The sequence below is a fragment of the Myxococcus stipitatus DSM 14675 genome (assembly GCF_000331735.1).
GTDB lineage: Bacteria > Myxococcota > Myxococcia > Myxococcales > Myxococcaceae > Myxococcus > Myxococcus stipitatus.
The window spans coordinates 5,378,217-5,402,028 of sequence record NC_020126.1; the positions used below are offsets into that span (position 1 = coordinate 5,378,217).

23 protein-coding genes are annotated in these 23,812 nt (G+C 69.5%); 4 read left to right on the forward strand and 19 right to left on the reverse strand.

All coding sequences use genetic code 11. The annotated features are described in order from the left end of the window. Positions 1-19 precede the first annotated feature (19 nt). Positions 20-1,759 carry a response regulator gene (locus MYSTI_RS20820; RefSeq protein WP_015349759.1) on the forward strand — a complete coding sequence of 580 codons (1,740 nt, stop codon included), beginning with the start codon at positions 20-22 and terminating at the stop codon, positions 1,757-1,759. 77 nt (positions 1,760-1,836) lie between these two features. Here MYSTI_RS20820 and MYSTI_RS20825 read toward each other — a convergent pair whose 3' ends face one another. The 16 genes from MYSTI_RS20825 to MYSTI_RS20900 form a co-directional block, all read right to left on the reverse strand. Then, positions 1,837-2,373 (reverse strand): HdeD family acid-resistance protein, encoded by a 537-nt coding sequence (locus MYSTI_RS20825; RefSeq protein ID WP_044281050.1) that lies wholly within the window; start codon positions 2,371-2,373, stop codon positions 1,837-1,839. 154 nt (positions 2,374-2,527) lie between these two features. Continuing rightward, complete coding sequence (miaA, locus tag MYSTI_RS20830; RefSeq protein WP_015349761.1) at positions 2,528-3,445, reverse strand: tRNA (adenosine(37)-N6)-dimethylallyltransferase MiaA; 918 nt, start codon at positions 3,443-3,445, stop codon at positions 2,528-2,530. After that, positions 3,438-4,253 carry a hypothetical protein gene (locus MYSTI_RS20835; protein ID WP_233277910.1) on the reverse strand — a complete coding sequence of 272 codons (816 nt, stop codon included), beginning with the start codon at positions 4,251-4,253 and terminating at the stop codon, positions 3,438-3,440. The genes miaA and MYSTI_RS20835 overlap by 8 nt, the downstream gene beginning before the upstream one ends. Positions 4,254-4,518: 265 nt before the next feature. Further along, positions 4,519-7,638, reverse strand: coding sequence for a PQQ-binding-like beta-propeller repeat protein (locus MYSTI_RS20840; protein WP_233277911.1), 3,120 nt, complete (start codon positions 7,636-7,638; stop codon positions 4,519-4,521). A 1-nt stretch (position 7,639) separates the two neighbouring features. Next, on the reverse strand, positions 7,640-8,149 hold the full coding sequence (locus MYSTI_RS20845; protein ID WP_015349765.1) for a putative lipoprotein: 510 nt from the start codon (positions 8,147-8,149) through the stop codon (positions 7,640-7,642). After that, positions 8,149-8,445, reverse strand: coding sequence for a PqqD family protein (locus MYSTI_RS20850; RefSeq protein WP_015349766.1), 297 nt, complete (start codon positions 8,443-8,445; stop codon positions 8,149-8,151). Before MYSTI_RS20850 ends, MYSTI_RS20845 begins: the two co-directional genes overlap by 1 nt. Then, positions 8,442-8,849: a S24 family peptidase gene (locus MYSTI_RS20855; protein WP_044900515.1), complete on the reverse strand. Its 408-nt coding sequence runs from the start codon at positions 8,847-8,849 to the stop codon at positions 8,442-8,444. The genes MYSTI_RS20850 and MYSTI_RS20855 overlap by 4 nt, the downstream gene beginning before the upstream one ends. 138 nt (positions 8,850-8,987) lie before the next feature. Then, complete coding sequence (gene hisS / locus MYSTI_RS20860) at positions 8,988-10,283, reverse strand: histidine--tRNA ligase (protein WP_015349768.1); 1,296 nt, start codon at positions 10,281-10,283, stop codon at positions 8,988-8,990. Continuing rightward, positions 10,280-11,122 (reverse strand): archaetidylserine decarboxylase, encoded by an 843-nt coding sequence (gene asd / locus MYSTI_RS20865; protein ID WP_015349769.1) that lies wholly within the window; start codon positions 11,120-11,122, stop codon positions 10,280-10,282. The genes hisS and asd overlap by 4 nt, the downstream gene beginning before the upstream one ends. A gap of 13 nt (positions 11,123-11,135) precedes the next feature. Continuing rightward, positions 11,136-11,852, reverse strand: a complete 717-nt coding sequence (locus tag MYSTI_RS20870; protein ID WP_015349770.1) for a hypothetical protein — start codon at positions 11,850-11,852, stop codon at positions 11,136-11,138. A 56-nt stretch (positions 11,853-11,908) separates the two neighbouring features. After that, positions 11,909-12,640, reverse strand: coding sequence for a metallophosphoesterase family protein (locus tag MYSTI_RS20875; RefSeq protein ID WP_015349771.1), 732 nt, complete (start codon positions 12,638-12,640; stop codon positions 11,909-11,911). A gap of 28 nt (positions 12,641-12,668) precedes the next feature. After that, on the reverse strand, positions 12,669-13,022 hold the full coding sequence (locus tag MYSTI_RS20880; protein ID WP_015349772.1) for a TIGR02266 family protein: 354 nt from the start codon (positions 13,020-13,022) through the stop codon (positions 12,669-12,671). A gap of 104 nt (positions 13,023-13,126) precedes the next feature. Beyond that, the gene (locus tag MYSTI_RS20885) at positions 13,127-14,053 is read right to left on the reverse strand and encodes a PfkB family carbohydrate kinase (protein WP_015349773.1); all 927 of its coding nucleotides are present in this window, start codon (positions 14,051-14,053) and stop codon (positions 13,127-13,129) included. A 105-nt stretch (positions 14,054-14,158) separates the two neighbouring features. Next, entirely contained in the window at positions 14,159-15,688 is a 1,530-nt protein-coding gene (locus MYSTI_RS20890; RefSeq protein WP_015349774.1) for an MlaD family protein, read from the reverse strand. A gap of 100 nt (positions 15,689-15,788) precedes the next feature. Then, entirely contained in the window at positions 15,789-16,526 is a 738-nt protein-coding gene (locus tag MYSTI_RS20895) for an ABC transporter ATP-binding protein (protein WP_044281053.1), read from the reverse strand. A 50-nt stretch (positions 16,527-16,576) separates the two neighbouring features. Continuing rightward, positions 16,577-17,392 carry an MlaE family ABC transporter permease gene (locus MYSTI_RS20900; RefSeq protein WP_015349776.1) on the reverse strand — a complete coding sequence of 272 codons (816 nt, stop codon included), beginning with the start codon at positions 17,390-17,392 and terminating at the stop codon, positions 16,577-16,579. A gap of 197 nt (positions 17,393-17,589) precedes the next feature. Here MYSTI_RS20900 and MYSTI_RS20905 point away from each other — a divergent pair, with 197 nt between their 5' ends. Genes MYSTI_RS20905 through MYSTI_RS20915 form a run of 3 tightly spaced genes read left to right on the forward strand, consistent with a single transcriptional unit; the run spans position 17,590 to position 20,310 of the window. Then, on the forward strand, positions 17,590-18,165 hold the full coding sequence (locus MYSTI_RS20905; RefSeq protein WP_044900517.1) for a hypothetical protein: 576 nt from the start codon (positions 17,590-17,592) through the stop codon (positions 18,163-18,165). A 40-nt stretch (positions 18,166-18,205) separates the two neighbouring features. Continuing rightward, positions 18,206-19,579 (forward strand): hypothetical protein, encoded by a 1,374-nt coding sequence (locus tag MYSTI_RS20910; RefSeq protein WP_015349778.1) that lies wholly within the window; start codon positions 18,206-18,208, stop codon positions 19,577-19,579. After that, positions 19,576-20,310, forward strand: a complete 735-nt coding sequence (locus MYSTI_RS20915) for a hypothetical protein (protein WP_015349779.1) — start codon at positions 19,576-19,578, stop codon at positions 20,308-20,310. Before MYSTI_RS20910 ends, MYSTI_RS20915 begins: the two co-directional genes overlap by 4 nt. Positions 20,311-20,327: 17 nt before the next feature. Here MYSTI_RS20915 and MYSTI_RS20920 read toward each other — a convergent pair whose 3' ends face one another. Genes MYSTI_RS20920 through MYSTI_RS20930 form a run of 3 tightly spaced genes read right to left on the reverse strand, consistent with a single transcriptional unit; the run spans position 20,328 to position 23,796 of the window. Further along, positions 20,328-21,026 (reverse strand): RluA family pseudouridine synthase, encoded by a 699-nt coding sequence (locus MYSTI_RS20920; protein ID WP_015349780.1) that lies wholly within the window; start codon positions 21,024-21,026, stop codon positions 20,328-20,330. Then, on the reverse strand, positions 21,023-22,450 hold the full coding sequence (locus tag MYSTI_RS20925; protein WP_015349781.1) for a M16 family metallopeptidase: 1,428 nt from the start codon (positions 22,448-22,450) through the stop codon (positions 21,023-21,025). The genes MYSTI_RS20920 and MYSTI_RS20925 overlap by 4 nt, the downstream gene beginning before the upstream one ends. A gap of 32 nt (positions 22,451-22,482) precedes the next feature. Then, entirely contained in the window at positions 22,483-23,796 is a 1,314-nt protein-coding gene (locus MYSTI_RS20930; RefSeq protein ID WP_015349782.1) for a M16 family metallopeptidase, read from the reverse strand. Positions 23,797-23,812: the final 16 nt, after the last annotated feature.

Consider the following 23,812-nt stretch of genomic DNA (forward strand, 5'->3'; position numbering starts at 1 on the left):
GGGAAGCAAGAGGGCGCGGATGACTCTAGGCAACAGGCTGGCGAGCGGTTCGAGGGTGGCAATCGTCGGAGGCGGCATCGCGGGGGCGGGACTGGCGGCCTCCCTTCTCTTCAATGGTCGAGCGCGTGGGCTGACGCTGGACGTTCGCGTCTATGCCGGAGGGCTGTCGGAGCGGACCTCGCCTCCCGTCGTGCTCACCCCCGAGTGCCGCTCGCGGCTGGCGGCGCTCGGGTGCCGCATCCCCCCTGAATGGCGCACGCACGAGCTGCGCGGCGTCGAGATCATCGCCGAGGGCCGGCGCGAGCTCCTCCCCTCCTCTCCTGGCGGCATGTGGCTCGTTGATGGCTGGCCCTCCGGTGAGGGAGGACTGGCGCAGGTGCGCGGCATCCTCGCCAACGCCGCCAGCGCGCAGGGGGCTCGGTTCGTCGAGCGACATGTCGACCGGGTGGAGCGCCAGCCTCCCGCGCCAGATGCTCCCGTCGCCGTGCGAGGCACCGGGCCCATGGTGGTCCGTGCCCAGGGAAGCGGTGAGCGCTATCACGCGGTCGCCCTCGCGTGCGGCGCGGGTCCACTCCTAGGGGACGCCTTCTTCCCCGGGTTCCGCCCTGCCCCCACCATGCCCGCCGTCCAGGCGCGGCTGCGGCATGCGTCCTCGCGGCTGGAGATTGCCCCCGTCGCGAGGCTCTGGGTGGCGCCGCTGCCGACGGTCGATGGCCTGTTCCTCCTGCCCGGCGTGGACTCCGTCTACGCGCTGGCCTTCGGTCCCGCGGTGACTCCCGCGGACCTGTGTCAGGCGCTGATGATGGCGGCCCGCGATGGCCTGCTGAGCGAGGGGTTCGAGCTGGCCGCGCTCGAGACCACGCGGCTTCCCTATGGCCCGGGCCGCACGCTCGTGGCTCCGGGACAGCTCGCGGTGGGGCCCGCGGCCTTCGGGCACCCCCTCCAGCTTGGACTGTCGGAGACGCTCGCCTCGTGCAGTCGCGCGGCGGTGGCGCTCCTGGATGGAGGACTGGACGCTCCCGCCCTGGAGCGCCGCTACGTCCGCGAGGGCCTTTGTGAGCTGATGGAGGACGCCGCCGCCGGAGCACGCTCGGTGGCGTGGATGCGCCGTGCCGGCAAGCGCGCGCCCGCGGCCTTCCTCGCGGCGAAGGGCCGGCGCACGTCGCTGGGCATCTATGGCGGCGGAGTCCTGGGGCTCAGCGCGCCCACGCCCCTGGCGTTACTGGGTGCGGTGCGCTGGGCGGGGCTGCGCGAGGTGGTGAGCGCCTGGCTTCGGACGACGGTGGACCCGGTGCCCATGGCGGTGCCGGACCTGGAGCCCGACCTGTACTACGTCGTGGATGACGACCCCGATGCTCGCGAGGCGCTGACGGCGCTCCTGGAGAGCACGGGCGCCAAGGTGGTGTCGTTCGCGGACGAACTGGCGCTGTTCTGCGCGGTTGCTCGCAGGCCGCCCACGGCCATCCTCCTCGACGTCGTGCTGCATTGGGTGGATGGGCTCCGGCTCTGCGAGGGCTTGAAGCAACACCCCCTGACGCGTGGCACCCGGGTGGTGGTGATGAGCGGACTGAACCGGCCCCATGTCCGCCAGCGGGCGCTGGACGCGGGGGCGGAGGCCTTCCTGCCCAAGCCCGTGGACCCGGAGCGGCTGCTGCGCATCCTCACCGGACGCATGCCCGCGCCGAGCACGCCCGCGGACCCCACCTCTCCGCGACTGTCGGGTGATGCCAGCACGTCGGACCGCTACGCGGCGTCCTGAACGCCCCTCGAGACAAAGCACCGGGCGCGGAGCCATCCAGCCTCCGCGCCCTCGGTCCCCGTCATGAGGTCACGCCTCTAGGACGAGAAGCTCCGCACGGCGCGACGCAGCTCCAGCGAGCCCGCCATGAGGGCGATGCCGCGCATGAGGATGGAGATACCCACCAGCGTGCCCACCAGCCACACCGCGGAGATGGGCCACTGGGACATGATGGTGATGCCCAGCAGGATGGAGATGGCGCCGTAGGCGAAGTCCCAGCCCCACTGCGCATACCGGTCCATCAGCGACGTGACGACGTGGAACAGGCCGCTCGCGAAGAAGTACCCCGCGAGCAACAGCGTCAGCGCCCCGAGCCCCGCCGCCGGGTACGCGAGGACGAAGACGCCCACCACCGTGGAGAGCACGCCGCCCAGCAGGTAGAGCCAGAAGGGTCCGCCGGACTTCCGGACCCGGAACGCGGAGATGATCTCCGCGATGCCCGACCCCGCCAGCAAGGCTCCGAAGAGGATGATGGAGACCATGCTCGTGAGGAACGAGGCCCCCAACGCGACGAGGCCGAGGATGGCCGTCAGCAGCCCCAGGATGAAGGGCGGCCCCCATGCGGCAGAGGCCATCCGGCCCCCGTCGCCCGTCGCAGGTTCACGTTTGAAGCTGGTGTCCATGTCGGTCTGCTCCCGCGTGGAGGAAAAGATTCAGCGGCGAACATGGGTGCCGCGGAGAGCCGGAGCAATGGTGGCCCCTCTCCCCTGCTCCTCCTCGCGGGAGGGCTCAGCCGTGGGGGCGCTCGAGCACCGCGTCATAGGGCGGCGCCACGAACACCGCTCCCGCCTCCTTGCGAAACCAGGTGAGCTGGCGCTTGGCGTATCGCCGCGTCTCCTGGGCTGTGTCTCGAATGGCCTCGTCCACGGACATGCGCTCCTCCACCACCGCGCGCGCCTGTACGTAGCCCACGCTTCGCATCGGCGCCGCGTCCGCGTATCCCCGCGCCAGCAGAGCCCGCGTCTCCTCGACCAACCCCGACGCGAACATGGCCTCCGTGCGCGCGTTGATGCGGGCGTAGAGCACGTCGCGAGGCGGCTCCAGCACGAAGAGCCGGAAGGGATATCGGTCCGCGGAGAAGGCATGGGCCTTGTGGAACTCCGAGGCTGGGACGCCCGTCCGCGCATGAATCTCGAGCGCGCGAATCACTCGGACCAGGTCCTGGGCGTGCAACCGCGCGGCGGTCACCGGGTCCACCTGCGCCAGTCGACGGTGCACGGCCTCACGTCCTTGCTCCGCCGCGAGTGCCTCCAACTCCGCGCGCAGCTCCGGCAAGGCCCCGGGCGCATCCACCACGCCGTGCAGGAGGATGCGCAGGTACAGGCCCGTGCCGCCCACGACGATGACGGGCCGGCCTCGGCGAGTGATGTCCTCGATGACGGCATCCGCGCGGCGTTGGAACTCGGCCGCCGAGAAGGTCTCCAGCGGGTCCACCTCCGACACGAGGTGGTGCGGCGCCGCAGCCAACTCCTCCGAGGAAGGCTTCGCGGTGGCGATGTCGAAGTGGCGGTACACCTGCTGCGAGTCCGCGCTGACGATTTCACCGCCCACGCGACGCGCCAGCTCGATGGCCAGGGCCGTCTTCCCCGACGCCGTCGGCCCGGCCACCACCGTCAATGTCGGCCGTCCCTCCTGTCCTTCACCCATGCTCCGCTGCTCCCAGGGCTGTTCGCACCTCGGCCACCGCCGAGGCGTCCCGAGCAAACACCAACCGCGCCGGCGCCACCTCCGACAACAGCCGGCCCGCGGAGGCGAGCATCGCCGAACGCCCCGCCCCCGAGGACTCGCACAGCAGGACGTTCTGCACCAGCACCCGGCCCACCTCCCCGGCCCCGGGTCGCTCCCAACGGGAGCTCGAGTCCCAGCCCAGGACACCCACCGCGCGCAGCCGCGCCTCGCGAGGGAACCCCACGTTCCACGGCGTGCCGGCCACTCTCCAGGCACGCGGCGCGGGCCCCCGTGGATCCTCGGGCCATACCGCCACCAGCTCATCCGAGAGCAAGGCCTCGCCCGCGGCCGTCCACAGTCCGCCCAGCGTGCTCTTCCCAGCACCCGAGTGCCCCGTGAACAGCGCCGCCTCCTCGCCGTGCATCAGCGCCACGCCATGCACCAGCAGCCCATCTCGGCGGCGAAGCTCCGCGGCGAGCATCACCCGCAACACCACCTCCACGGGGAATCGGCCAGCGCCCACCACCTCGCCGCGCAGACCATCCGCCTCGAGTCGCGCGGAATAGTCCTCCCCTTCCAGCACGAGCGCGCCATCCTCCGCGCGCCAGGGTCGAGGAATCTCGCGCGTCGCGGGCTCGGGGTGGACCACCGAGGGAGCCACCACCTCCAGCACCGAGGCGCGGACACCCGGCGGAGGCCGAGGCGTGATGAAGCCCGCGAGTGACCGACGAAGCAGCGCCTGGACGCGGGCGTCCGGCACCTGGAGCCCCACGGTCCATCCCGCCATCGTGAGCCAGGGGCCCGACGGCTCGGAGGAACCTCCGTCGGGGCCACCAGCCCCCCGGGAACCGGACGAACCGGCACCCGGAGGACTCAGGGCGTGCACTCCGACTCGCCCGGGATGTTGCACTGCGACATCATCGCGAGCGCGACGAAGGGCTGCTCCCACAGGATGGCCGGTGCCTCATAGCGAGGCGCCCCTGCCGGGTGTTCCTCTCGCGAGCCCTCCGCCGTGGGTGACCGGGAGGATGTCGGAGTCGAAGAAGTTCGGGTCATGGGAACGGTACCGGGAAGGAGCAGATGAAGCCGTCCTCGGAGCCCACGTGCAGCCGGGAGGAGGTGGTGTCGATGGTCGGCGTGCCGATGCGCAGGCCGCTGCTCAGCGACACCTGCGCCGAGTCCGCGCCGCCCACCATCTCGAGCTGATGCACCTTTCCGTCCCCCCCGCCGACGTAGATGCGGACCACGCCGTTGCGGTTGAGGGTGAAGGTGCCGGAGGGATTCGGGACGGGCGTCGACCACTGGCGCGTGGGCATCGCGGCCCCAGGCGCCGAGTAGTCCCAGAACTCCACATGGCCACTCGCGAGGCTGGCCACGAAGCCGCCGCCCAGCGGACGCACGAAGCTGGTGAACGCGGGCGTGCTCGGCGCGGGCCGGGTCGCCACGTTCAGGCTCCACGCCACCTGGCGGGTGACCGCGTCGACGGCGTGGACCACGCCATCGCTGTTGGTCGCGAGGACATGCCCCGTCACACCGTTGCGAACCAGGCTGTGCTCCAGGTCCCCGAGCGCCAGCCGAGCCACCTCGGCGCCGGTGAGCGTGTTCAGGACGCGGAGAGAGTCCGCCGACACGCCATTCACCTTCGCGCCGATGAACAGCAGGTTGTTGACGTAGTCCACCACCATGCCGCCGTTGACCATGCCCAGGTCCCCGGGCTGGTACGTGAAGACAGGGGTCCCCGTCCTCGCGTTGAGCGCCACCACCCGGTTGGCCGCCGGGTTCGCCAGGCGCGTCGCGAAGAAGACGAGGTCCAGGTTCGGACGCGCGGCCTGGTAGGCGGCATTCGCGTAGTCATGCAACTGCGTGACGGGGAAGGACTGGATGGTGCCGACAGGCGTGCCGTTGTTGTTCCACCGCCACAGCACCGCCCCCGTCGTGGCGCTGATGGCATAGGCCACGCCGTCCTGGTCCGCGGTGAGGATGTACTGGCCCGTCAGTCCGCGCAGCGGCACCACCGGGAACCGGCTGCCGATGGGAGCGCCCAGCTGCAGCGGACGCCACCGCTCCGCGCCATCGGTCGCGGGATTCGAGACCTGGGTGAGGTTGGCGACGACGGTATTGTTGAAGGAGCTGAAGATGCCCACGCCCAGCTCCGTGATGGGCTGGAGGCGCGCATCCAGGCCCACGGAGTAGCACCAGAGCGGCGCGGCCCCCACGCGGGCGCGCGGCGTCGCCTTGAGCGCCGCGGACGTGGGCTGGTTGCCCGCCGAGTAGAAGCCCGCGTCGTCCGAGTTGAACACCCGGTAGTAGTACGTCGTGCCGTTGGTGACGGCGCTGTCGACGAAGGTGGACGTGCTGGTGAACGTCTCGGAGAGGACGACCGTCGCATTGCCCAATGTCGAGCCCTGGGCATACGTCCGTCCGGCGACGGGCACGGTGTTGGGTGCGCTGCCCGTGGCACGCAGGACCAGCACGCCGTTGTGCGAGGCGGGATTGTCCCACGCCAGCGACACGCTCCCGTCCCGGGCCACCGCCGTGAGCCGCGCGACCTCCGGCGCCACGCCACCCGCCGCGAGCGTCACGGGCGCCTCGATGCGCGCCGCGGATTGGGACTCGTACGCATCCGGGATGTGCATCCGATGGCGGAACGTGGTGGGCGCCGTGACGGCCGAGACGCTCGAGTACGTCACCTCGAAGCTGCGCTCCTGGTTCACCCCGATGGGCTGCCCGTTGGCGACCGTCCAGGTGAAGCTCGCGGTGTTGCTGGTGACCGACCAGCCCCCCGCCGAGGCGGGACTCCCCGTGGCGAACCGGAAGTAGTTCGTCGCGGGCCGCAGCAGCGTGACCTGGTAGAGGGGCTGACTCCCACGATTCTGGACTGTGTAGAGGACCGTCTGGTTCGCGAGGCCCGGCACCAGCACGGACGGGCTCACCTTGAGGCGATGGGCCACGATGCGGCCCTGCCCCGTGCGCACGAGCGGCGTGGAGACGACCGCGCCATCCAGGCTCGCGTCCGCCCTCACATCGAAGGCATAGCTGGAGAACTCAGCGCCCGTCACCGTGTAGTGCCAGACGAAATGAGCGGAGGCGCCCGGCGCCAGTCGCGTCGCGGTCGCCGGCTGAGGCCCTTGCGTCAACGTGGCCTGGGCCGAGCCCACGAGGACCGGAGCCCTGGGCGCCACGTCGAGATACGACGCCGTGGCGGACGTGTTGGTGACGCTCAGCCGCACCCTCACGGCTTCTCCCGTGAAGAGCTGGGTCGAGTCGACGTCGGCGGCAGCGGCCAGCGGGCCCACGTTCACCATCGCCGTGTCGACCACGCTCGAGGTCACCGAGCCGCCCGTGTTCGTGGCGCGAACACTGGCCACCATGGTCCCGTCAGTTTCCACCGTCGCTCTCGCCGCCAGGATGCCCGCGCCTCTCAGCGGAAGGCTCACCCGGAAGTTCGTGGGCTCGAGCTCGACCACCTCGAACGTGACGTCACCCGCGCCGGTGCTGGGCCCCTCCGCGGTGATGTTGGCCTGGGCGCTCGACTGCCCCGTGCGGTTCTCGATGACCAGGCGCGCGATGAAGTCCTCGCCCACGGGAAGGGCTCGCGGCTGGAGGGAGACCTGCGTGGACAGGCCCGCGCGCAGCCACTGCGCCACGGTGCTCGTCCGGTTCGTGCCGAAGGTGCCATTCCAGCTGCACTGCTCGTTCGCCTCGAGCCGCGAGAACACCTGCCCCGTGGCGTTCTGGTTCGACACCGACGGAATCATCCGGAGCGTGAACGTCTCGGTCGCGTTCGTCCCCAGTCCGACAGCGGGGCCCGAGCAGTTGAGGCTCGGGATGTAGTAGTACCTCACCTGCCGCAGCGTCGTGTACTGCTCGGCCGCCCAACCCGGCGGCGGCGGACTCTCGAGCAGCGTGTAGCCACTCGGGAGCTGGAACAGCACGTCGTTGATGGGCCTGAAGCTCGGCGAGGAGCTCGACGTGTTGTTGCGGACCTGGACCCGCAACTCCGAGGCCTCATCCATCGTCACCGTGGCCTGCGTCTCCCCCGGCCTCGTGAGGGTGGAGAAGACGGCGGTGCGGTTCATCGTCGTCTGGGCCATCACCGTCGACGGCAGGGCCAGGGCGGCGAGGAGCACCGCGAGGCGGGCATTCACGGGTGTCATCGAAGCGGGCCTCACGTCACGGCTCCAGGGTGAAGGAGGCCGTGGTCAACGGCGCCCCATCGAGGAAGAAGCGCACGCTCCACGTCCCGCTCATGATGGACGTGGCGACCGTCGTTCCGGCCACGGGCATGGAGAAGCGCAGCGTCTTCGCCGCATCCGGCTTCCCCACCACGACCGAGGAGCGCCGCTGGTAGGGATGTCCCTCTGGAGACACGAACTCCGCCTCCACGGTGCGCTTGCCGGAGACGCCGCTGACCGTCAGGTCCACGTCCACCTGGGACACGTCCGACAGCCCCCGCGAGGCCAGCCCCACCACTTCGGCCTGCCCCATCGGCCGAGGCACTTCGACCTCCGCGTCCTCTTCCCAGGACGGCGGGCGGGCCACTTCGGTCCCCTCGCCCAGCACGTCCGTCGGAGCCACGGGCGTGACTTCGCCAGGGCCTTCCCCACCCTTGGGCGGATGAGTGCCCTCCGTACACGCCGACAGCAGCAGCGCCGCCACGAAGCCCGCTCTGCGCGCTCGCATCACCGTACCTCCTGAAGCTCGTCGATGAGGCCCAGCCGGGCCAACTCCGAAAGAAATCGCAGCGTGTCCGTGAGCGACCGAGCCACGTCCATGGAGAACTCGCGGGCCACGACCTCCGCCACCGAGCGCGCCGAACGTGTCCCGTCACTGAGCTCCCAGACCCGCATCGCCGTCGCGTTGAGGCCCCGCAGCGTGCGGCCCTCCGCGTCCAGCAAGATGAAGTCCGCGCCGAAACGCTCCCCCTCCGCGCCCGCGCGACGACGGGGAACACTCTCCGCGCCGAAGCCGCCACTCATGGGCACCCTCCCCGTCCCAACCACCGAGCCACCCGGCCCCGCACCCACGCGCGGACACGGCCCACCGTCGAGGGCCCCCGGTCCCACTCCGCGCCCAGCTCCACGCGGCCTCTCCGGACCCGCAGCACCGTCCCGAGGATGCGCGAAGCGGCAATCGGAGGATCCCCCGCGGGGGCATTGTCGCCACGCAGGGACAGCACGCCCGAACGCAGGTCCTGGACCCGGTGAAGCACCAGCGCGTCGTCGAACCGCGCCAGCACCACCTCTCCAGGCCGAGGCTCCCGCGTCAGCGGCGCCACTCCCGCGAGGTCCCCAGCCCGCAGCGACGGCCACATGCTGTCTCCCCGTACGGGAATCCAGCGCAAGGCCGAAGGCGACGCGGTGGGGAGGGACTCACTGGACATTTCCACCCAAGTGTACCGCAGCACCTGGGGTGGAGCGAATGCGTCCCGTCGACTTCCCCTAGAATTTCCCAGGGGTTACGAGGAGCTTCTGACTTCCAGCGAATCCCCGGGAAGCCCGAGGATTCGCCTTCAGACGTCTCAGGTGGCCGCGGGTGCGACCTGCGGAGCACCCGACTGGGCCCGCACCGTGCGTGCGATGTCGTCGAGCGCCACGGGGATGGGCTCCCCCCCGGCCATCCGCTTGAGCTTCGCCTGGCCGCTGGTGAACTCCTGTCCCCCGAGCACGAGCGTGAAGGCCGCCCCGCTCTTGTCGGAGCGCTTCATCTGGCTCCTGAGGCTGCCGCCGCGGGTGTCGAAGTCCACGCGCAGTCCCTCGCGGCGCAGACGGCTCGCCAGGGTGAAGGCCGCGTCCTGCGAGTCCGCGTCCGCCACCGCGATGAACAGGTCCGGGGTGGCAGCGAACTTCTGCTGGCTCTCCTTCAGCAGCAGCACCAGCCGGTCCACGCCACACGCGAAGCCCACGGCGGGCACGTCGGGGCCGCCCAGGCTCTTCACCAGCTTGTCATAGCGGCCGCCGCCGCCCACCGTGCTGGCGGTGCCCAGCGCGGGGTGCGACGCGACGAACTCGAAGACGGTGCGCGTGTAGTAGTCCAGGCCGCGAACCATGCGCGGATTGACGACGAACCGGACCCCCAGCGCCGTCAGCTTGCGCTGCACGTCGTCGAAGTGGTCACGGCACGGCTCGCACAGGAACTCGAGCACGCTGGGGCCCTTGGCGGCCACCGCCTGACATGCCTCGTTCTTGCAATCGAGCACGCGCAGCGGGTTCGTCTCGAGGCGCCGGTGACAGTCCCCGCACAACTCCTCGCGGTGCGCCTTGAGGTACTCCACCAGCTTCTCGTAGTAGGCGGGCCGGCAGGCCTCGTCCCCCAGCGAGTTGAGGTTGAGCGTGATGTCCTGGAGCCCGAGCGCCTGGAGGAACTGGGTCACCATGTCCATCACCTCGACGTCCTGGGCGGCCTCCTTCGCGCCGTAGGCCTCCGCGCCGATTTGATAGAACTGCCGGTAGCGGCCCGTCTTCATCCGCTCGTACCGGAACATCGGCCCCATGTAGTACCAGCGCGTGAGCGGCTCCTGGTTCAGCACGGAGTGCTCGATGTACGCGCGCGCCGCGGGGGCGGTGCCCTCGGGACGCAGGGACAGGCTGCGGCCGGCCTTGTCGTCGAAGGTGTACATCTCCTTGCCGACGATGTCCGTCTCCTCGCCCACGCTGCGGACGAAGAGCGACGTGTCCTCCACGATGGGCGTGCGGATCTCGCTGTAGCCGAACCGGCCGAACAGCTCTCGCGTCAGGCGCTCGACGTGCTGCCAGATTTCAATCTCCCCTGGCAGGAGGTCGTTCATGCCCTTGACGGCGACAATCTTCTGACTCACGGCAACACTCCGATGCGCTGCCCCAGCCGGAGCGGCGCCTCCGGCTGCAGGCTCGACTCCCACTTCACGCGGCCAGCCTCGAACAACAGGATGACGGTGGAGCCCATCTCGAAGCGGCCCAGCTCGCCGCCCTTCTCCACCTTGTAGCCCTCCTGGTACTGGTGCACCTTGCCCGGCTGGCCCGTGTGCGTGGTGATGTCGTCGTAGGACGCCTTGATGCGCGACACACACGTGGCGCCCACCTTCACCACCGCGCACTGCCCCGCGGCGGTCTGGAGGTACGTCACCAGCCGCTCGTTCACGCAGAACAGCGACTGCTTGTTCATCACCGACGCGGGGTTCACCGGCCAGAACTCGCCAGGGATGTACGCGTAGCCGGTGATGGTGCCCGCCAGCGGCGCGTGGATGCGGTGATAGTCGCGCGGCGACAGGTAGATGGTCGTCCAGGCACCACCGTGGAACGGCTTCGCCGCCTGCGAGTCGCCCAGCAGCTCATCCACCGTGTACTCGATGCCCTTGGCCTGGAGGCACCGGCCGTGCTCCGAGTAGCCCACCTGGGACACGCGGCCATCCACCGGCGACACGACGGCCTTCTCGTCCGGGTCGATGGGGCGCAGGCCCGGCTTCAGGCTCCGGGTGAAGAACTGGGCGAAGGTCGGATAGTGCTCGATGGGGTGCTCGGCCTCCGCCATGTCCACGTTGTAGGACCGGGCGAACGCGCGCATGGCCGCCTGATGGACGGGCGCCGGAATGGGCACTCGCGTGGCCATCCCCACGGCGGAGGACAGGGCGGACTTGGGCAACAACCGCATCAACTTCATGAAGGTCTGGTCGTTCATGGGGCGTCTTTGACTAACGGCCGGCGTCATTCCCCGCGGGGGGCTGCGTCCCGGCATCCTGCGTCTGGGTCACCGTTCTCACGGAGCTCTTGGGCAACAAAGTCAGCACCCTGCCCTCTTCGGTGAGGAGCACCATGCCCGTATGGCTGGGGTACTCCAGGCGGCAGGCCGTGCTGTCGTTCAGCTCCCACGCCTCCCGGATGCCGCGCCCCTCCACGTTGATGGGCAGGCCGCGCTTGAAGCAGCCGCGGAAGCCCGCGACCAGCTCGCTCGCCGGGGTGCCCGTCTGCGGGCCATTCACCACGCCAGCGTCGGGAGAGCCCGCGTCCTCGGCCTCGGCCTTGGGCGCGGGAGGCAACGGCGGGAGCGCGGTGGAGGGCGTGCCCGGGGGGAGCTCGCGGGCGCTGGCCACCGCCTTCTGCCGGGCCGTGGCCGCGTCCTGCATGCGGGTGCGGTTCTGCTGGATGCGCTGGAGCAGATCACGCGAGGCTGGCGCATCCACGCTGTCCTGGGGCACGCGCTGGAGCTGCGCCTCGATGGTCCCCATCTGCGGGTCCAGGTAGGCCTCGTCGAGCTTCTGTGCGTACAGCGCGGTGAACTGGCGACTGGCCTGCTCGAACTCCGCGGACGGAGGCCCTGCCTCGCGGCGACAGGCCGACAGCACCAGCAGGAGGGAGGACAGGAGGGCCGCAAAGGGCCGGAGGGTTGCTCGGAGGACCTGGGGGCGCACAGACCCGGTTTATTTCATTTCCTCCCGGCTGTGCCCAATTTTCCGAAAGCGGTGCGTCAAACCCCGAGGAACAGGCGCTTGCCGAAGTTGAGCGCCAGGTCCGCGTCGAAGATCTTCTGCGCGGCCGTCTCGATGTCGTACTCCACCCGGACGTACTCCACCGTGCGCGCGTCCGTGTCGCAGATCACGAAGCAGGCCCGGTTGTCGTAGTCGCGCGGCTGGCCGACGCTGCCCACGGAGATGATGTACTTGTAGCCCCGGCGGATGCCGAACTTCTGGGCCACCACGTCGTTCACCTCGCCATTGCCGATGGCGAACGCCCGGCACAGGTGGCTGTGGCCGATGAACGTCACCTCCGGCAGCTCCTCCACGTAGGGCGTCAGCTCTCGCGCCTGCTCCAGCGCGAAGATGTACTCGTACGCCTTCGGGTCGATGGGCGAGCCGTGGCAGAAGCCCACGTCGCCAATCCGGTACGTGTACGGGAGGCTGCGCAGCCAGGCCATGTTCTCGTCCGTGAGGACGTTGGCGGACCAGTCCAGCGCGTGCCGGGCGGCGTCGTAGTAGTACGAATAGTCCATCCGCCCCGCCACCGCGGCGTCGTGGTTGCCCAGCAGCGTCACCTCCGCCACCGAGCGCACCAGCTCACAGCACGGGTTGGGCGACGCGCCATAACCGACGATGTCCCCCAGGGACACGATGCGGTCGACCTTCTGGTGCTCGGTGACTCGGAGCACCTCGGTGAGCGCCTCGATGTTGGAGTGGATGTCGGAGATGACGGCGATACGCATGGATGCCTCGGTCGGTGCCGCCCGGCGTTCAGCCGGCCCAGACCGCCTTCACGGGGTTCTTCTGCTGGTGGGAGATAATCCGCCGGAGCCGCCCCAAGGTTTCCGCATCCAGTTCTTCGAACTGGAGCCCCATCCCTGGCGGGTAGCTCTTGTCCTCCGCATCCCGCAGCCATACCACCGTGGCTTCGGCCTGCACCTCGGGATGATCTCCCGGCGTCAACCGGAGCACCGCTTTCGCCCCACGGGCCAGCGGCGTGCTCGTGCGAAGGAAGAGGCCCCCTTCGCTCAGATTCGCGATGCGCGCGTACAACGTGACATTGTCCGCCTCGCACCAGCAGCGAAGCAGCGTGGGAACACGCGCGGACTTTCGGTTATCGCTCAACCTGCTTCCTTCCCCGAGCACCAAAGCATGGGAGCCTAGGGACTGCCTGAATCGAACGTCAAGTTCGTGGGTAGAGCGGGACCCCGCCCTACCCCCACTCGCACTCAGCGCTCCAGCGGCCCCAGGTCGTCGAAGTGGGTCAGCGTCCGGAACTCCGCGAACCGCGCCTGGATTTCGGGGCGCGTCACCTCGCGCAGGCGCTCCAGGCTGAACTTCTCGACGGTGAAGGACGCCATCACGCTGCCCATCACCATGGCCCGGCGGAGCATGGAGGAATCCACGCCGACCGCGGAGGTGGCGAGCATGCCCATGAAGCCACCCGCGAAGGTGTCACCCGCGCCGGTGGGGTCGAAGACCTCCGCCAGGGGGAACGCGGGGCACGCGAAGACGTGCTCCTTGTCGAAGAGCAGCGCGCCGTACTCGCCGCGCTTGATGACGACGCGCTCGGGGCCCATGCGCAGGATGGCGCGGGCGGCCTTCACGACGTTGTGCTCACCGGCGAGCTGGCGGGCCTCGGCGTCGTTGACGAAGAGGAGGTTGACGCGCTCGAGCGTCTTGAGCAGCGCCTCGCGGCTGCCCTTGATCCAGAAGTTCATCGTGTCGGCGGCCACCAGCTTCGGCGAGCGCACCTGGTCCAGCACGCGAGACTGGAGCTCCGGGTGGATGTTGCCCAGGAAGACGTAGGGCGTGTCCCGGTAGGCGGCGGGGAGGTCCGGCGAGAAGGTCTGGAAGACGTTGAGCTGGGTGTCCAGCGTCGTCGCCTCGTTGAGCTCGTAGCCGTAGCGGCCCTTCCAGCGGAACGTGCGGCCGGGCTGCCGGGTGAGGCCCTCCAGGTCGATTCCCCGCCCCTTGAGGAAGCTCAGGTGGGCCTCTGGGAAGTCCTCGCCCACGACGGCCACCACACGCGCGGGGACGAAGAACGACGCGGACGTGGAGAAGTACGTGGCGGAGCCGCCGAGGACGTCCTCCTTCTGTCCGAAGGGGGTCTCCAGCGAGTCCAAGGCGACTGAGCCAACGACGAGCAGGGTCATGCGAGCTTCCTGGGTAGGCCGAGGGAGCACGGCGATCAACCAGGAACCCCGTGCCCGTGCCGGGTACGTGGTTTTGCGCCCGGCGTCAAGCCGCGCCGTCCCGGATCAGAAGTTGGGGAGGCCCGTGGCCGTGATGATGGCCTTCAGGTCGTCGTCGGTGAAGTACAGGCCGCCGCCCACGAAGAAGTCACGCCCGGCGATGAGCCGCTGCGTCGCCGTGTCGCGCTGTTGGGCATTGAGCATATCGTCCATGCCGGCGACCACGAACAGGTGGTCGAAGGCCTGGGCCCGGAGCGTGGCGCGCAGGCGGGGGTAGCGCAGCTCGTCCGCCGCGAAGTTGAAGGCGTCCAGCTTGAGCGTGAGGGCGTCCTCGAAGAGGTGGAGGTCGGCGCCCACGCCGCCCGTGGACTCGATGAGGCCCACGCGCAGGGTGGTGAAGTACCAGCGCTTGGCGAACTGCGCGCTGACCTTCAGGCTCTCCTTCGTCACCTTGCGGGTCTGGATGACGGGCTCGCCCTCCGACGGCGGGTTGGACTGCACCACCTCCGTCGTCACGGTGCCGCGCGGGTCGTCGACCAGCTCCAGCAGGTAGTACTTGTCCGGCTTGGGGATGAGCCGGACGGAGAACACGTTCTTCGAGCGGCCCTGCGCGGCCAGGTAGCTGCTCTGGATGCCCACCTCCGCCTGGAGGTCGGTGAGCTTGGAGGCGAAGCGGGCCACGTCCTGGACCGTCTCGCGAACCTCGCGGCCCACGCTCTCGTCCGCCAGCAGCACGCCCGCGGCGCCCTCGCCGTCCTTCACCTTGCGGGTGATCTCCTCGAGGTTGCCCAGCGTGTTGTCCAGCTTGGTGAGCGTCTGCTTCAGGCTGGCGACGCTCTCCTTGAAGTCACCCTCCCCGCTCCCGACGATGCTCTTGACGCTGGCGAGCACCTCGCGGACGTCGCGGGTGATGAACTCGATGTTGTCGACGATGCGGCCGACGTCGGCCTGGTTGCTCTGGGTGATGGTCCGCACGTCGGAGGACACACCCTCGAAGTTGGAGAGGATGACGTCCAGGCGGTCCGCGTTGCGGCGCACCGTCGCGTCGACGGAGTCCGACAGTCGCACCAGGTTCTCGACGATGCGCTGGAGCGAACCGGCGCCGCGCTCTCCGCCCAGCACCTCACGCAGCGCGCCCGTCACCTGCTGGATGTCGGAGGTGATCTGCGACAGCGACTCGAAGATGGCCTCCATCCCCTGCGTGTCGATGACGCGGCGAATCTGGCCGCCGTCCTCCAGCTTGGGCGCGCTCTCCGTGCCAGGATTCAAATCCAGCAGGTAGTCGCCCAGCAGCGACTCGGAGCGCTTGGTGAGGATGGCGTCCTCGCGCAGGTCCACGTCCTTGCGAATCTTCAGGAAGACGCGGGCGCGGGTGCCCTCCAGGGAGATCTCATCGATTTCGCCCACCCGGATGCCGGCGATCTGCACGCGGCCGCGCACGGCGAGGCCGGACGCATCCCGGAAGTAGGCCCAGACACGCGTGGAGTCACTGGCGCTCAGGCCGCCCTCGCGCGCGAACAACACGAAGGCGACGAAAAAAGCCCCCGCGGCGATGACCAACAGGCCAACACGGAAGGGCGTAACGAGCTTCTTCACCTGGTGTGACTCCGAGGGCTACCGGCCGGGCGCGACTCTAGCGTTTTGCATCCGGAGTGCCACATTTTCCTGAAAGCGGACCCGTTCCGGGACCCACCCCTCAGTTCTTCCCGAACCACGTCTCCAGGAACACCTTCACCGCGGGGTGCTCCGACTCCCGCAGCTGCTCCGGCGGGCCATTCGCCACGATGACGCCCTTGGACAGAAAGGCAATCTGATCCGCCACGTTGAAGGCGGAGGAGATGTCGTGACTGATGACGACGCTGGTGACACCCAGCCCCTTCTGGGCCGCGAGGATCATCTCGTCGACGTAGTCCGTGGTGATGGGGTCCAACCCCGTCGTGGGCTCGTCATAGAGGACGATCTTGGGGTCCAGCACCACCGCGCGGGCAAGCCCCACCCGCTTGCGCATGCCGCCCGACAAGTCGGAGGGGAACTTGGACTCCACCTCCCGCTTGAGGCCCATCAGGTCCAGCTTGGCGCGGACCTTCTCGTGCAGCTCGTCCTCGGAGAGCTGCGTGTGCTCCCGCAGCGGGAAGGCCACGTTCTCGAACACCGTCATCGAGTCGAAGAGGGCCGCGGCCTGGAACACCATGCCGAACTTGTTGCGCACCCGCTGCAGGCCCTCGACACCGAGGGGGATGATGTCCTCTCCGTCGATGATGACCTGGCCGCTGTCGGGGCGGAGCAGGCCAATCATGTGTTTCATCAACACCGTCTTCCCGGAGCCGGATCCTCCCAGGATGACGCACGTGCTTCCCGCCGGCACGGTGAGGTTGATGCCCGTGAGGACCTTGTTCTCACCGAAGGTCTTGTGCAGGTCCACGATCTCGATCATCGGCTTCGTGGACACGCCGGCCGCGGAATCGGAAGGACCCTGGGCAGCCATCAGTGCATCACGATGCCGACGAAGAAATCGAGGATGAAGATGGACAGCGCGCTGGCCACCATCGCCTCGGTCGTCGCCTGGCCCACGCCCTTGGCGCCACCTGAAGCGTTGAAGCCCTTGTAGCAACAGATGAGCGCGACGGAGACGCCGAAGATGGCGCCCTTGATGACACCTTCGTAGATGTCCGCGGGCTCCAGCCACTGCTGCGTGCGCGTCAGGAAGGTGCCGGGAGAGATGCCCAGTCCTCCGACGGCGACGAAGTACGCCCCCGCCATGCCCGCCGTGCTGAACAGGATGGTGAGCATGGGGACCATGAACAGACCCGCGAGCACCCGAGGCACCAGCAGGTACTGCACCGGGTTGACGGCCATGGTCTCCAGCGCATCCACCTGCTCGGTGACCCGCATGGTGCCCAGCTCCGTGCACATGGCGGAACCGGCGCGCATGGTGACCATCAGCGCGGAGAATACCGACGCCAGCTCGCGGGTGAGCGTCAGCGCCACGGTGGGGCCGACCAGGCTCTCCGCGTCGAAGAGCTGGAAGGCCTCGGAGGTTTGAAGGGCGAACACCATGCCGGTGAACAGCCCCGTCAACCCGACGATGAAGATGGAGCCCACCCCCACGAAGTCCAGCTGGGCGAACAGGTTGTGGAGCCGGTAGGGACGGCGGACGCTCCAGCGAGCCACGTCCACGGCCAGGGTCACGACGCCGCCAATGCTGGAGACGATGTCGATGAGGCCCTTGCCGAAGCCGGCCACCGTCTGGACGAAAAGCCCTGGCTCCTGGGCCGGCTTGCTGGGGGTCTGCGTGGTCATGCGTTCAGGCGCCTACTCTTACGTGCCAGGACGGGGGGCACAAGCGAAGTGTTCCCTCCCCGGCCTGAGCCGGGCACCAGCAGGGGGGCGTGCGTCGAAGGGACTACCTCACTTCGAAGCGATGCGTTTATGTTCCGCGCCCCTTTCCTTCCATGCCCTGCGCCCGAGAGGCGCGCGGGGCCGAGACACAGACGAACATGGCAACTCAAAAGGTCGGCGGCGAGGTCGACGCGTACTGCACCCGCTGCAAGCTCACCCTCGCGCACACCATCCTGGCGATGGTGGGGACGAAGATCGCACGGGTGCGCTGCAATACCTGCAACGGAGACCACGCGTACCGCGGGGCCCCCGGCACGACGGACCGCCCCACGTCCAGCAGCACCCCGCGCGCGAGCCGGGCCTCCAGCTCCTCCGGCGGCTCCTCGAGCAAGGCCGAGAAGATCATCATCTCCTTCGAGGAGCAGCTCGCGGGCAAGGACATCGCCAATGCCCCGCGATACAGCCCGAAGGACACGTATCAGGTGGATCAAGTCATCCAGCACCCGACGTTTGGCGTCGGTCTGGTGACGGCGGTGCGGGGTGACAAGGTGGACCTCACCTTCCGCACCGACACCAAGACGCTGGTGCACGGACGCGGTGGCCCCCCGGCGGAGAAGCCCGCCTTCAGCCCGCCCGTTCGCAACGCCAGCGGCCCGGCGGACAAGCCGCAGGCCGTCGCGCTCGACACGCCGTCGGACGAGGCTGTCAGCGAGTCCCCGGCTAGCGGGGATTGACCGGAACGAGGCGGGAGGGCGAAGTTGGGCGGGACCGCTCGTGCGAAACCGCCTGCCGCCCCTGCTGCCGTTCCTTGTGCTGGCCGTGGCCGCTTCGACGGCCATGGCGGCGGCCCCCTCCAGCCCTCCTCCGCTGAAGGTGGTGGCCTCCCCGGCTCGAGTCCTCCTCGGCCGGGACTCCGCTGTCTCGCTTCAGGTTCGAGTCCCCGCGGGGACCGGGCCCGTGTGGGCAGCGGCCTCGTCCGGGCGCTTCGCGAAGGAGCGACTGGACGAAGGCGCGGTCCGCGAATTCCAGTGGACCCCGCCCTCGGTTCGCCATCCCTTGATGGCCGTGTTCGTCTTCTGGGTGGAGGCCCGCGAGGGTCCGCCCGAGACCACCGTCTTCCGTCTTCCCTTGTCGGGCCACACGACGCTCGACGTGGCCACCGCGCCTGGAGCCTCGGTCGAGGTGTGGCTGGGTGAAGCGCGCTTCGGCCCCGTGCAAGCGAATGCCCGAGGCAAGGCGCGTGTGCGGCTGGAGGTGCCTCCCGGCATCAGCGCCGCGCGAGTCCTCGCTACCCGGGGAGCGCTGCGCACGGACGCGGCCACGCCCCTGGATGTTCCCCGCACGAGCCCGCGGGTCGTGGTCCTCACGCCGTCTCCTCTTCCCGCCTCCGGAGGCTGGTTGCTCGTGGCGGGTGACGTGCCCCTCGACGCGGAGTTCGTGAAGCCCTCCATCGACGGGGCCACGCTCGAGGACGCCACGGGGCAAGAGCTCGCGCGCTTCCGCGTCGTTCCGGCGCCCGAGGCCGCTGTCGTCACCGCCCGGGTGCGGGGTGATGACGCGCGGGAGGCTCGCACGCAGGCGACGGTGCTCTGGGACTTGCCTCCGGGGCCTCCCGCGTCCTGGACGGAGGAACACGCACGAGGCTCCTGGCGACCCGCGCTCCACCTCCTGGTGGGAGGCACCTTCGCCCGAGGCGAGAACTCGGGTCCTTCGGGGGCGCTGGGCGCGTCGGTGGCCACGCCTTGGTGGGCGGGGAGACTGGCGGCGGAGCTCGAGCTGGGGGTGCGCGGCGCGAACTTCCGAGGGCCCGTGGGCACTCTGGGCGAAGTGCGCTCGCAGCTGCTCGCGGTTCCCGTCCTCGCCTCGGTGCGCGCGGAGGTCTTCGATGCCGCCGCCTTCACGCTGCACATTCGAGCAGGAGGCGGAGTGGCGCCTTTCCGTCATCACCTCCGCAGCGACTTCCAGGCGGAAGTGAAAGAGAGCAAGCTTTCCGGCATGGCATTCATGGCCATCCAAGGCGCATACCGGTTCGGACGCTGGAGCGCGCTGGGAGAGGTTCGTGGCGCCTGGGCCCCCGCGAGGACTCCGCTGGTGGATGCGCAACTGGGTGGCGTCTCCACGCTGCTCGGGATGAGGTTCGAGCCATGAGCCGCGTCGCCGCCGTGATGCTCGTGTTGCTGTTGTCAGCGTGTGACTCGAATGCGACGCTGCCCGCGCCGAGCATCCGCTCCATCAGTCCTCGGGAAGTGCAGCCCGGCTACCCTGGCGTCATCCGCATCACGCTCGAGGCGATGGTCCCCATCCGCGTGGACTACACCCGCCAGGAAGCACAGGCGGGGCTGGGCGTGAGCCTGTGGTTCGGCACGGTGGAGGCTCCCCTGCTCGAGCTGGATGAAGACAACACGCTCGAGGTGTTCCTGCCGGCGACCCTCCCTCCGGGCGTCCACGACGTGCGTGTCGTCCTGGCCGATGGTCGCGAGGCGGTCCGAGCCCAGGGGTTCAGCGTGCTCTCGAGCATCAATCCCGCGGTCGACGCGGGGAGCTCGAACCTCCCCGACGGAGGAACCCGCACGGGGACTCCGATGGCCGAGGGCGACATCACCGGCTTCGAGTTCACGCCGGTGGAGGAGCAACGTCAGGGGCAACCCTTCGTCGTCACCGTCCGGGCCCTCGGTCCTCGGGCCGCGGAGTTCGAGGAGAAGGTGGACCTGTCGCTCGGTGCGGGCGAAGGGCGCGTCACCCCCTCCACCCTGGACCAGTTCATCGGGGGCGTCTGCACACAGAGCATCACCCTGGACAGTCAGAGCACCGGCGTGAAGCTCCAGGCAACGGACCGGTTCGGCGTGAGCGGGACCTCCAATGCCTTCGGGGTCCGGTAGTCCCGCGTCGTGCTTCGTCAGCGCAGCGTGAGCCGCAGCAATTCGCGCGTCCGCGCCATGTCCGCTGGCAGCGGCGACTCCACCGCCCTGGCCGCCACCCCTGGAAGCGCGGGCCACTCGACTCGCGCGGCGTGCAGCGGCGTGCGCTCGAGGACCCGGGTGTCCCCTTCCCCGCCCAGGTCCTTCTCCGTCACGGGTTGCTCCCGGCCGTACTGGTGGTCCAGCAGCAGCGGGTGCCCGAGCGACAGCAGGTGGACGCGAATCTGGTGCGTGCGGCCGGTGAGCGGCTCGGCCTCCACCAGCGTCGCGCGGTCGAAGCTCTCCACCGGGCGAACCCGCGTGCGAGAGGGCTTCGCGTCGGGCTCATCCGCTCTCGCCACGCGCATCCGGCCCTTGCGCGCGGCCACCAGCGCCGCGTCCACGAGCCGAGGCTCGTCGAGCCGCCCCTCCACCCACGCGAGGTAGCGCTTGCGCACCTTGCCGGCCTCGAAGGCGACGGAGAGCGAGCGGTGGGTCTGGGCGTCGAGCGCGAAGACGAGCGCCCCGGAGGTGTCGCGGTCCAGCCGGTGGACGACGAAGATCTTCTGCCCTCGCCGAGCCTCCAGCATGTCCCGCAGCGACGCTCCGCCGTCACGCCCGGGGATGACCGGCATCCCGGGCGGCTTGTCCACCACCAGCAGCCCGCCGTCCTCGAAGAGGATGCGAACCTCGGTCACTCGTACTCCGACGCCGGCACCACGGTGATGGGGCCCAGCCCGCGAAGCTGCTTCTTCACCGCGTCGGCCTTGCCCAGCACCACCACGGCGGGCGACTCCGCGAAGCAGTACTTCCGCGCCACCGCCAACACCTGCTTCGGCGTCACCGCCCGCAGCCTGTCGCGGAACTCCACCACCCAGTCATCCCCGAGCCCATTCAGGCGGATGTCGGCGATGCTGTGCGCGATGGACTCGTTCGTCTCCGTGCGCAGCGGGTAGAGGCCGCTCATGTACGTCTGCGCGTCGCGCAGCTCACCCGGCTTGATGCCCGAGTCGCGCACCTTGGTGATCTCGCCGAGCGACACGTCGATGATCTCCCGCGTCGACTCCGTCTTCGTGAAGGTGGAGAGCGCGAAGATGCCCGCGGCGTGCATCGCGTCGAACCAGCAGCCGATGCTGTACGTGAGGCCCCGGTTGACGCGGACTTCGTTCATCAGCCGCGACGTGAAGCCGCCGCCCAGCGCGATGTTCATCGCGGTGGACGGGAAGTAGTCCTCGTGGCCCATGCGGTAGCCCGGACCGCCCAGGCGCACCTGGGACTGCGTCTGGTCCGGCTTGTCCACCACCACCACCCGGCCCGCGCCCACGACGCGGTTCAGCGCGGGGATGACCATGGGCGCATCGGGGCCGCCGCTCCATCCGGCGAAGGCCTTCTCCGCCGCCTGGGCCACCTTCTTGGGGTCCACGGAGCCCACCACCACCAGCATGGCCACCTTGGGGCCCAGCCGCTCCTGGTGGAAGCGAACCACGTCCTCGCGGGTGAACGTGCTCACCGTCTTCGTCGAGCCACTGACGTCATGCCCGTAGGGATGGTCTCCCCACAGGGCCCGCACCAGGGCGCGGTCGGCGATGACGGACGGCTCGTCCAGGTCGTTGGCGAACTGGGCCAGGGCCCGCTCGCGCGCGTCGGCGACCTCCGACTCCGGGAAGGTGGGCTCCATCACGAGCTGGCCCATGACCTCCAGCATCTGCGCGAAGTGCTCGGCGGGCGTGGTGATGGCGACGGACAGGGTGTCCTCGCCCACGCCGACGCCCAGGCTCGCGCCGACGAACTCCACGGCCTCGTCGATGGCCTCCGCCGTCATCCGGCGAGTGCCTCGGCGCAGCAGCCGCGCGGCGAAGTCCGCGATGCCGTGCTTGCCCTTGGGGTCGGTGGAGCTGCCGGCGCGAATCACCAGCCGCATGGACACCATGGGCAGGGGACCGCGCTCCGCGGAGACCACCTTCAGGCCGCTGGACGTGGTGCTGTCATGCAGTTCAGGGAACACCAGCGGGCGACTGGTGGGGGCGGCCTTCGTCGCGGCCGGCTTCTTCGCGCGGGACGGCGCCTTCTTCGCGGCGGGGCGCGGGGAGGACTTCGGGGTGAGGCTCTTGCGGGAGGCCATGGGTGGCTTCAGCTTTCCTTGTCAGTCCGGCCTCACGCCTCGGAGGGCGCGGGCAGCACCGTCACGACGGAGCGGCGCTCGGGGGTGAGGTATTTCGCGGCGGCGGCCTTCACCTTCTCGCTCGTGATGGCGGCGTAGGCGGAAGGCAGGGTGAGCACGTGCCGCCAGTCACCCAGCAGGGCCTCGTAGTTGCCCATCGCGTGGGCGCGGCCGTTGTTGGTGCCCAGCTCGCGCAGGTGGTCCGAGCGCAGGTTGTTGAGCGCCTTCTGGAGCTCGCGCTCGGTGATGCCGTCGCGCGCCAGCTTCTCCAGCTCCGCGTACAGCGCGGCCTCCGCCTTCAGCGGGTCGGAGTCCGGCTTGAGCTCCAGGAAGAAGAGGATGGTGCCGGGGTCGATGCGCCAGGACCAGTCCAGACCCACGCCCACCGCCAGCTTCTGCTCGTACACCAGCGAGCGCGTCAGCCGGCTCCCCTCCCCCTTGGTGAGCACGTACTGCGCCACGTCCAGGGCCAGGGTGTCCTCGTCGCGCGCGGCGGGGCCTCGGTAGCCGATCATCACCGCGGGGGACTGCGCGGGGTGGCGCACGGTGGAGCGGCGCTCACCGCGCTGCTCGGGCTCCGCGTTGATGACGGGCAGCGGCGCGGGGCCTCGGGGGATGTCGCCGTAGTAGCGGCGCACCAGGGCCAGCGTCTTCTTCGGGTCGATGTCGCCCGCGATGTAGAGCATCGCGTTGTTGGGGGCGTAGTACGTGCGGAAGTACGTCTGGCAGTCCTCGCGGGAGATGGCCTCGATGTCCGCCATCCAGCCAATCACGGGCCAGCGGTACGCGTGGGCCTTGTAGACGAGCGTGCCCAGCTCCTCGTCCATCATCCCGCCGATGTCGTTGTCCATGCGGACGCGGCGCTCTTCCTTCACGACCTCGCGCTCGCTGGTGAGCATGTCCTGGGAGATGCGCAGCGAGCGCATCCGGTCCGACTCCAGGTCCAGCACCGTCTCCAGCGCGTCCGACGCGAAGTCGTCGTAGTACACCGTCATGTCGTGGGACGTGTACGCGTTGGAGCTGCCGCCGTTGGCCTCCAGCGTCTTGTCGAACATCTTGGGGCCGTACTTCTTCGCCCCGTTGAACATCATGTGCTCGAACAGGTGGCTGATGCCGGTGATGCCGGGGCGCTCATTGCGGCTGCCCACGTTGAAGAAGGTGTAGAGGCTGACGACCGGCGCCAGGTGATTGGGCAGCAGGCGCACCTGGAGGCCGTTGGGCAGCGTGGCCTCGTGCACGTCGAACAGGGACTCGAGGGAGGGGTCCGCCGCGCGAGCGGGAGCGGACTTCGGGGAAGCCTTGCGCATAGGCCCCCACCGTATA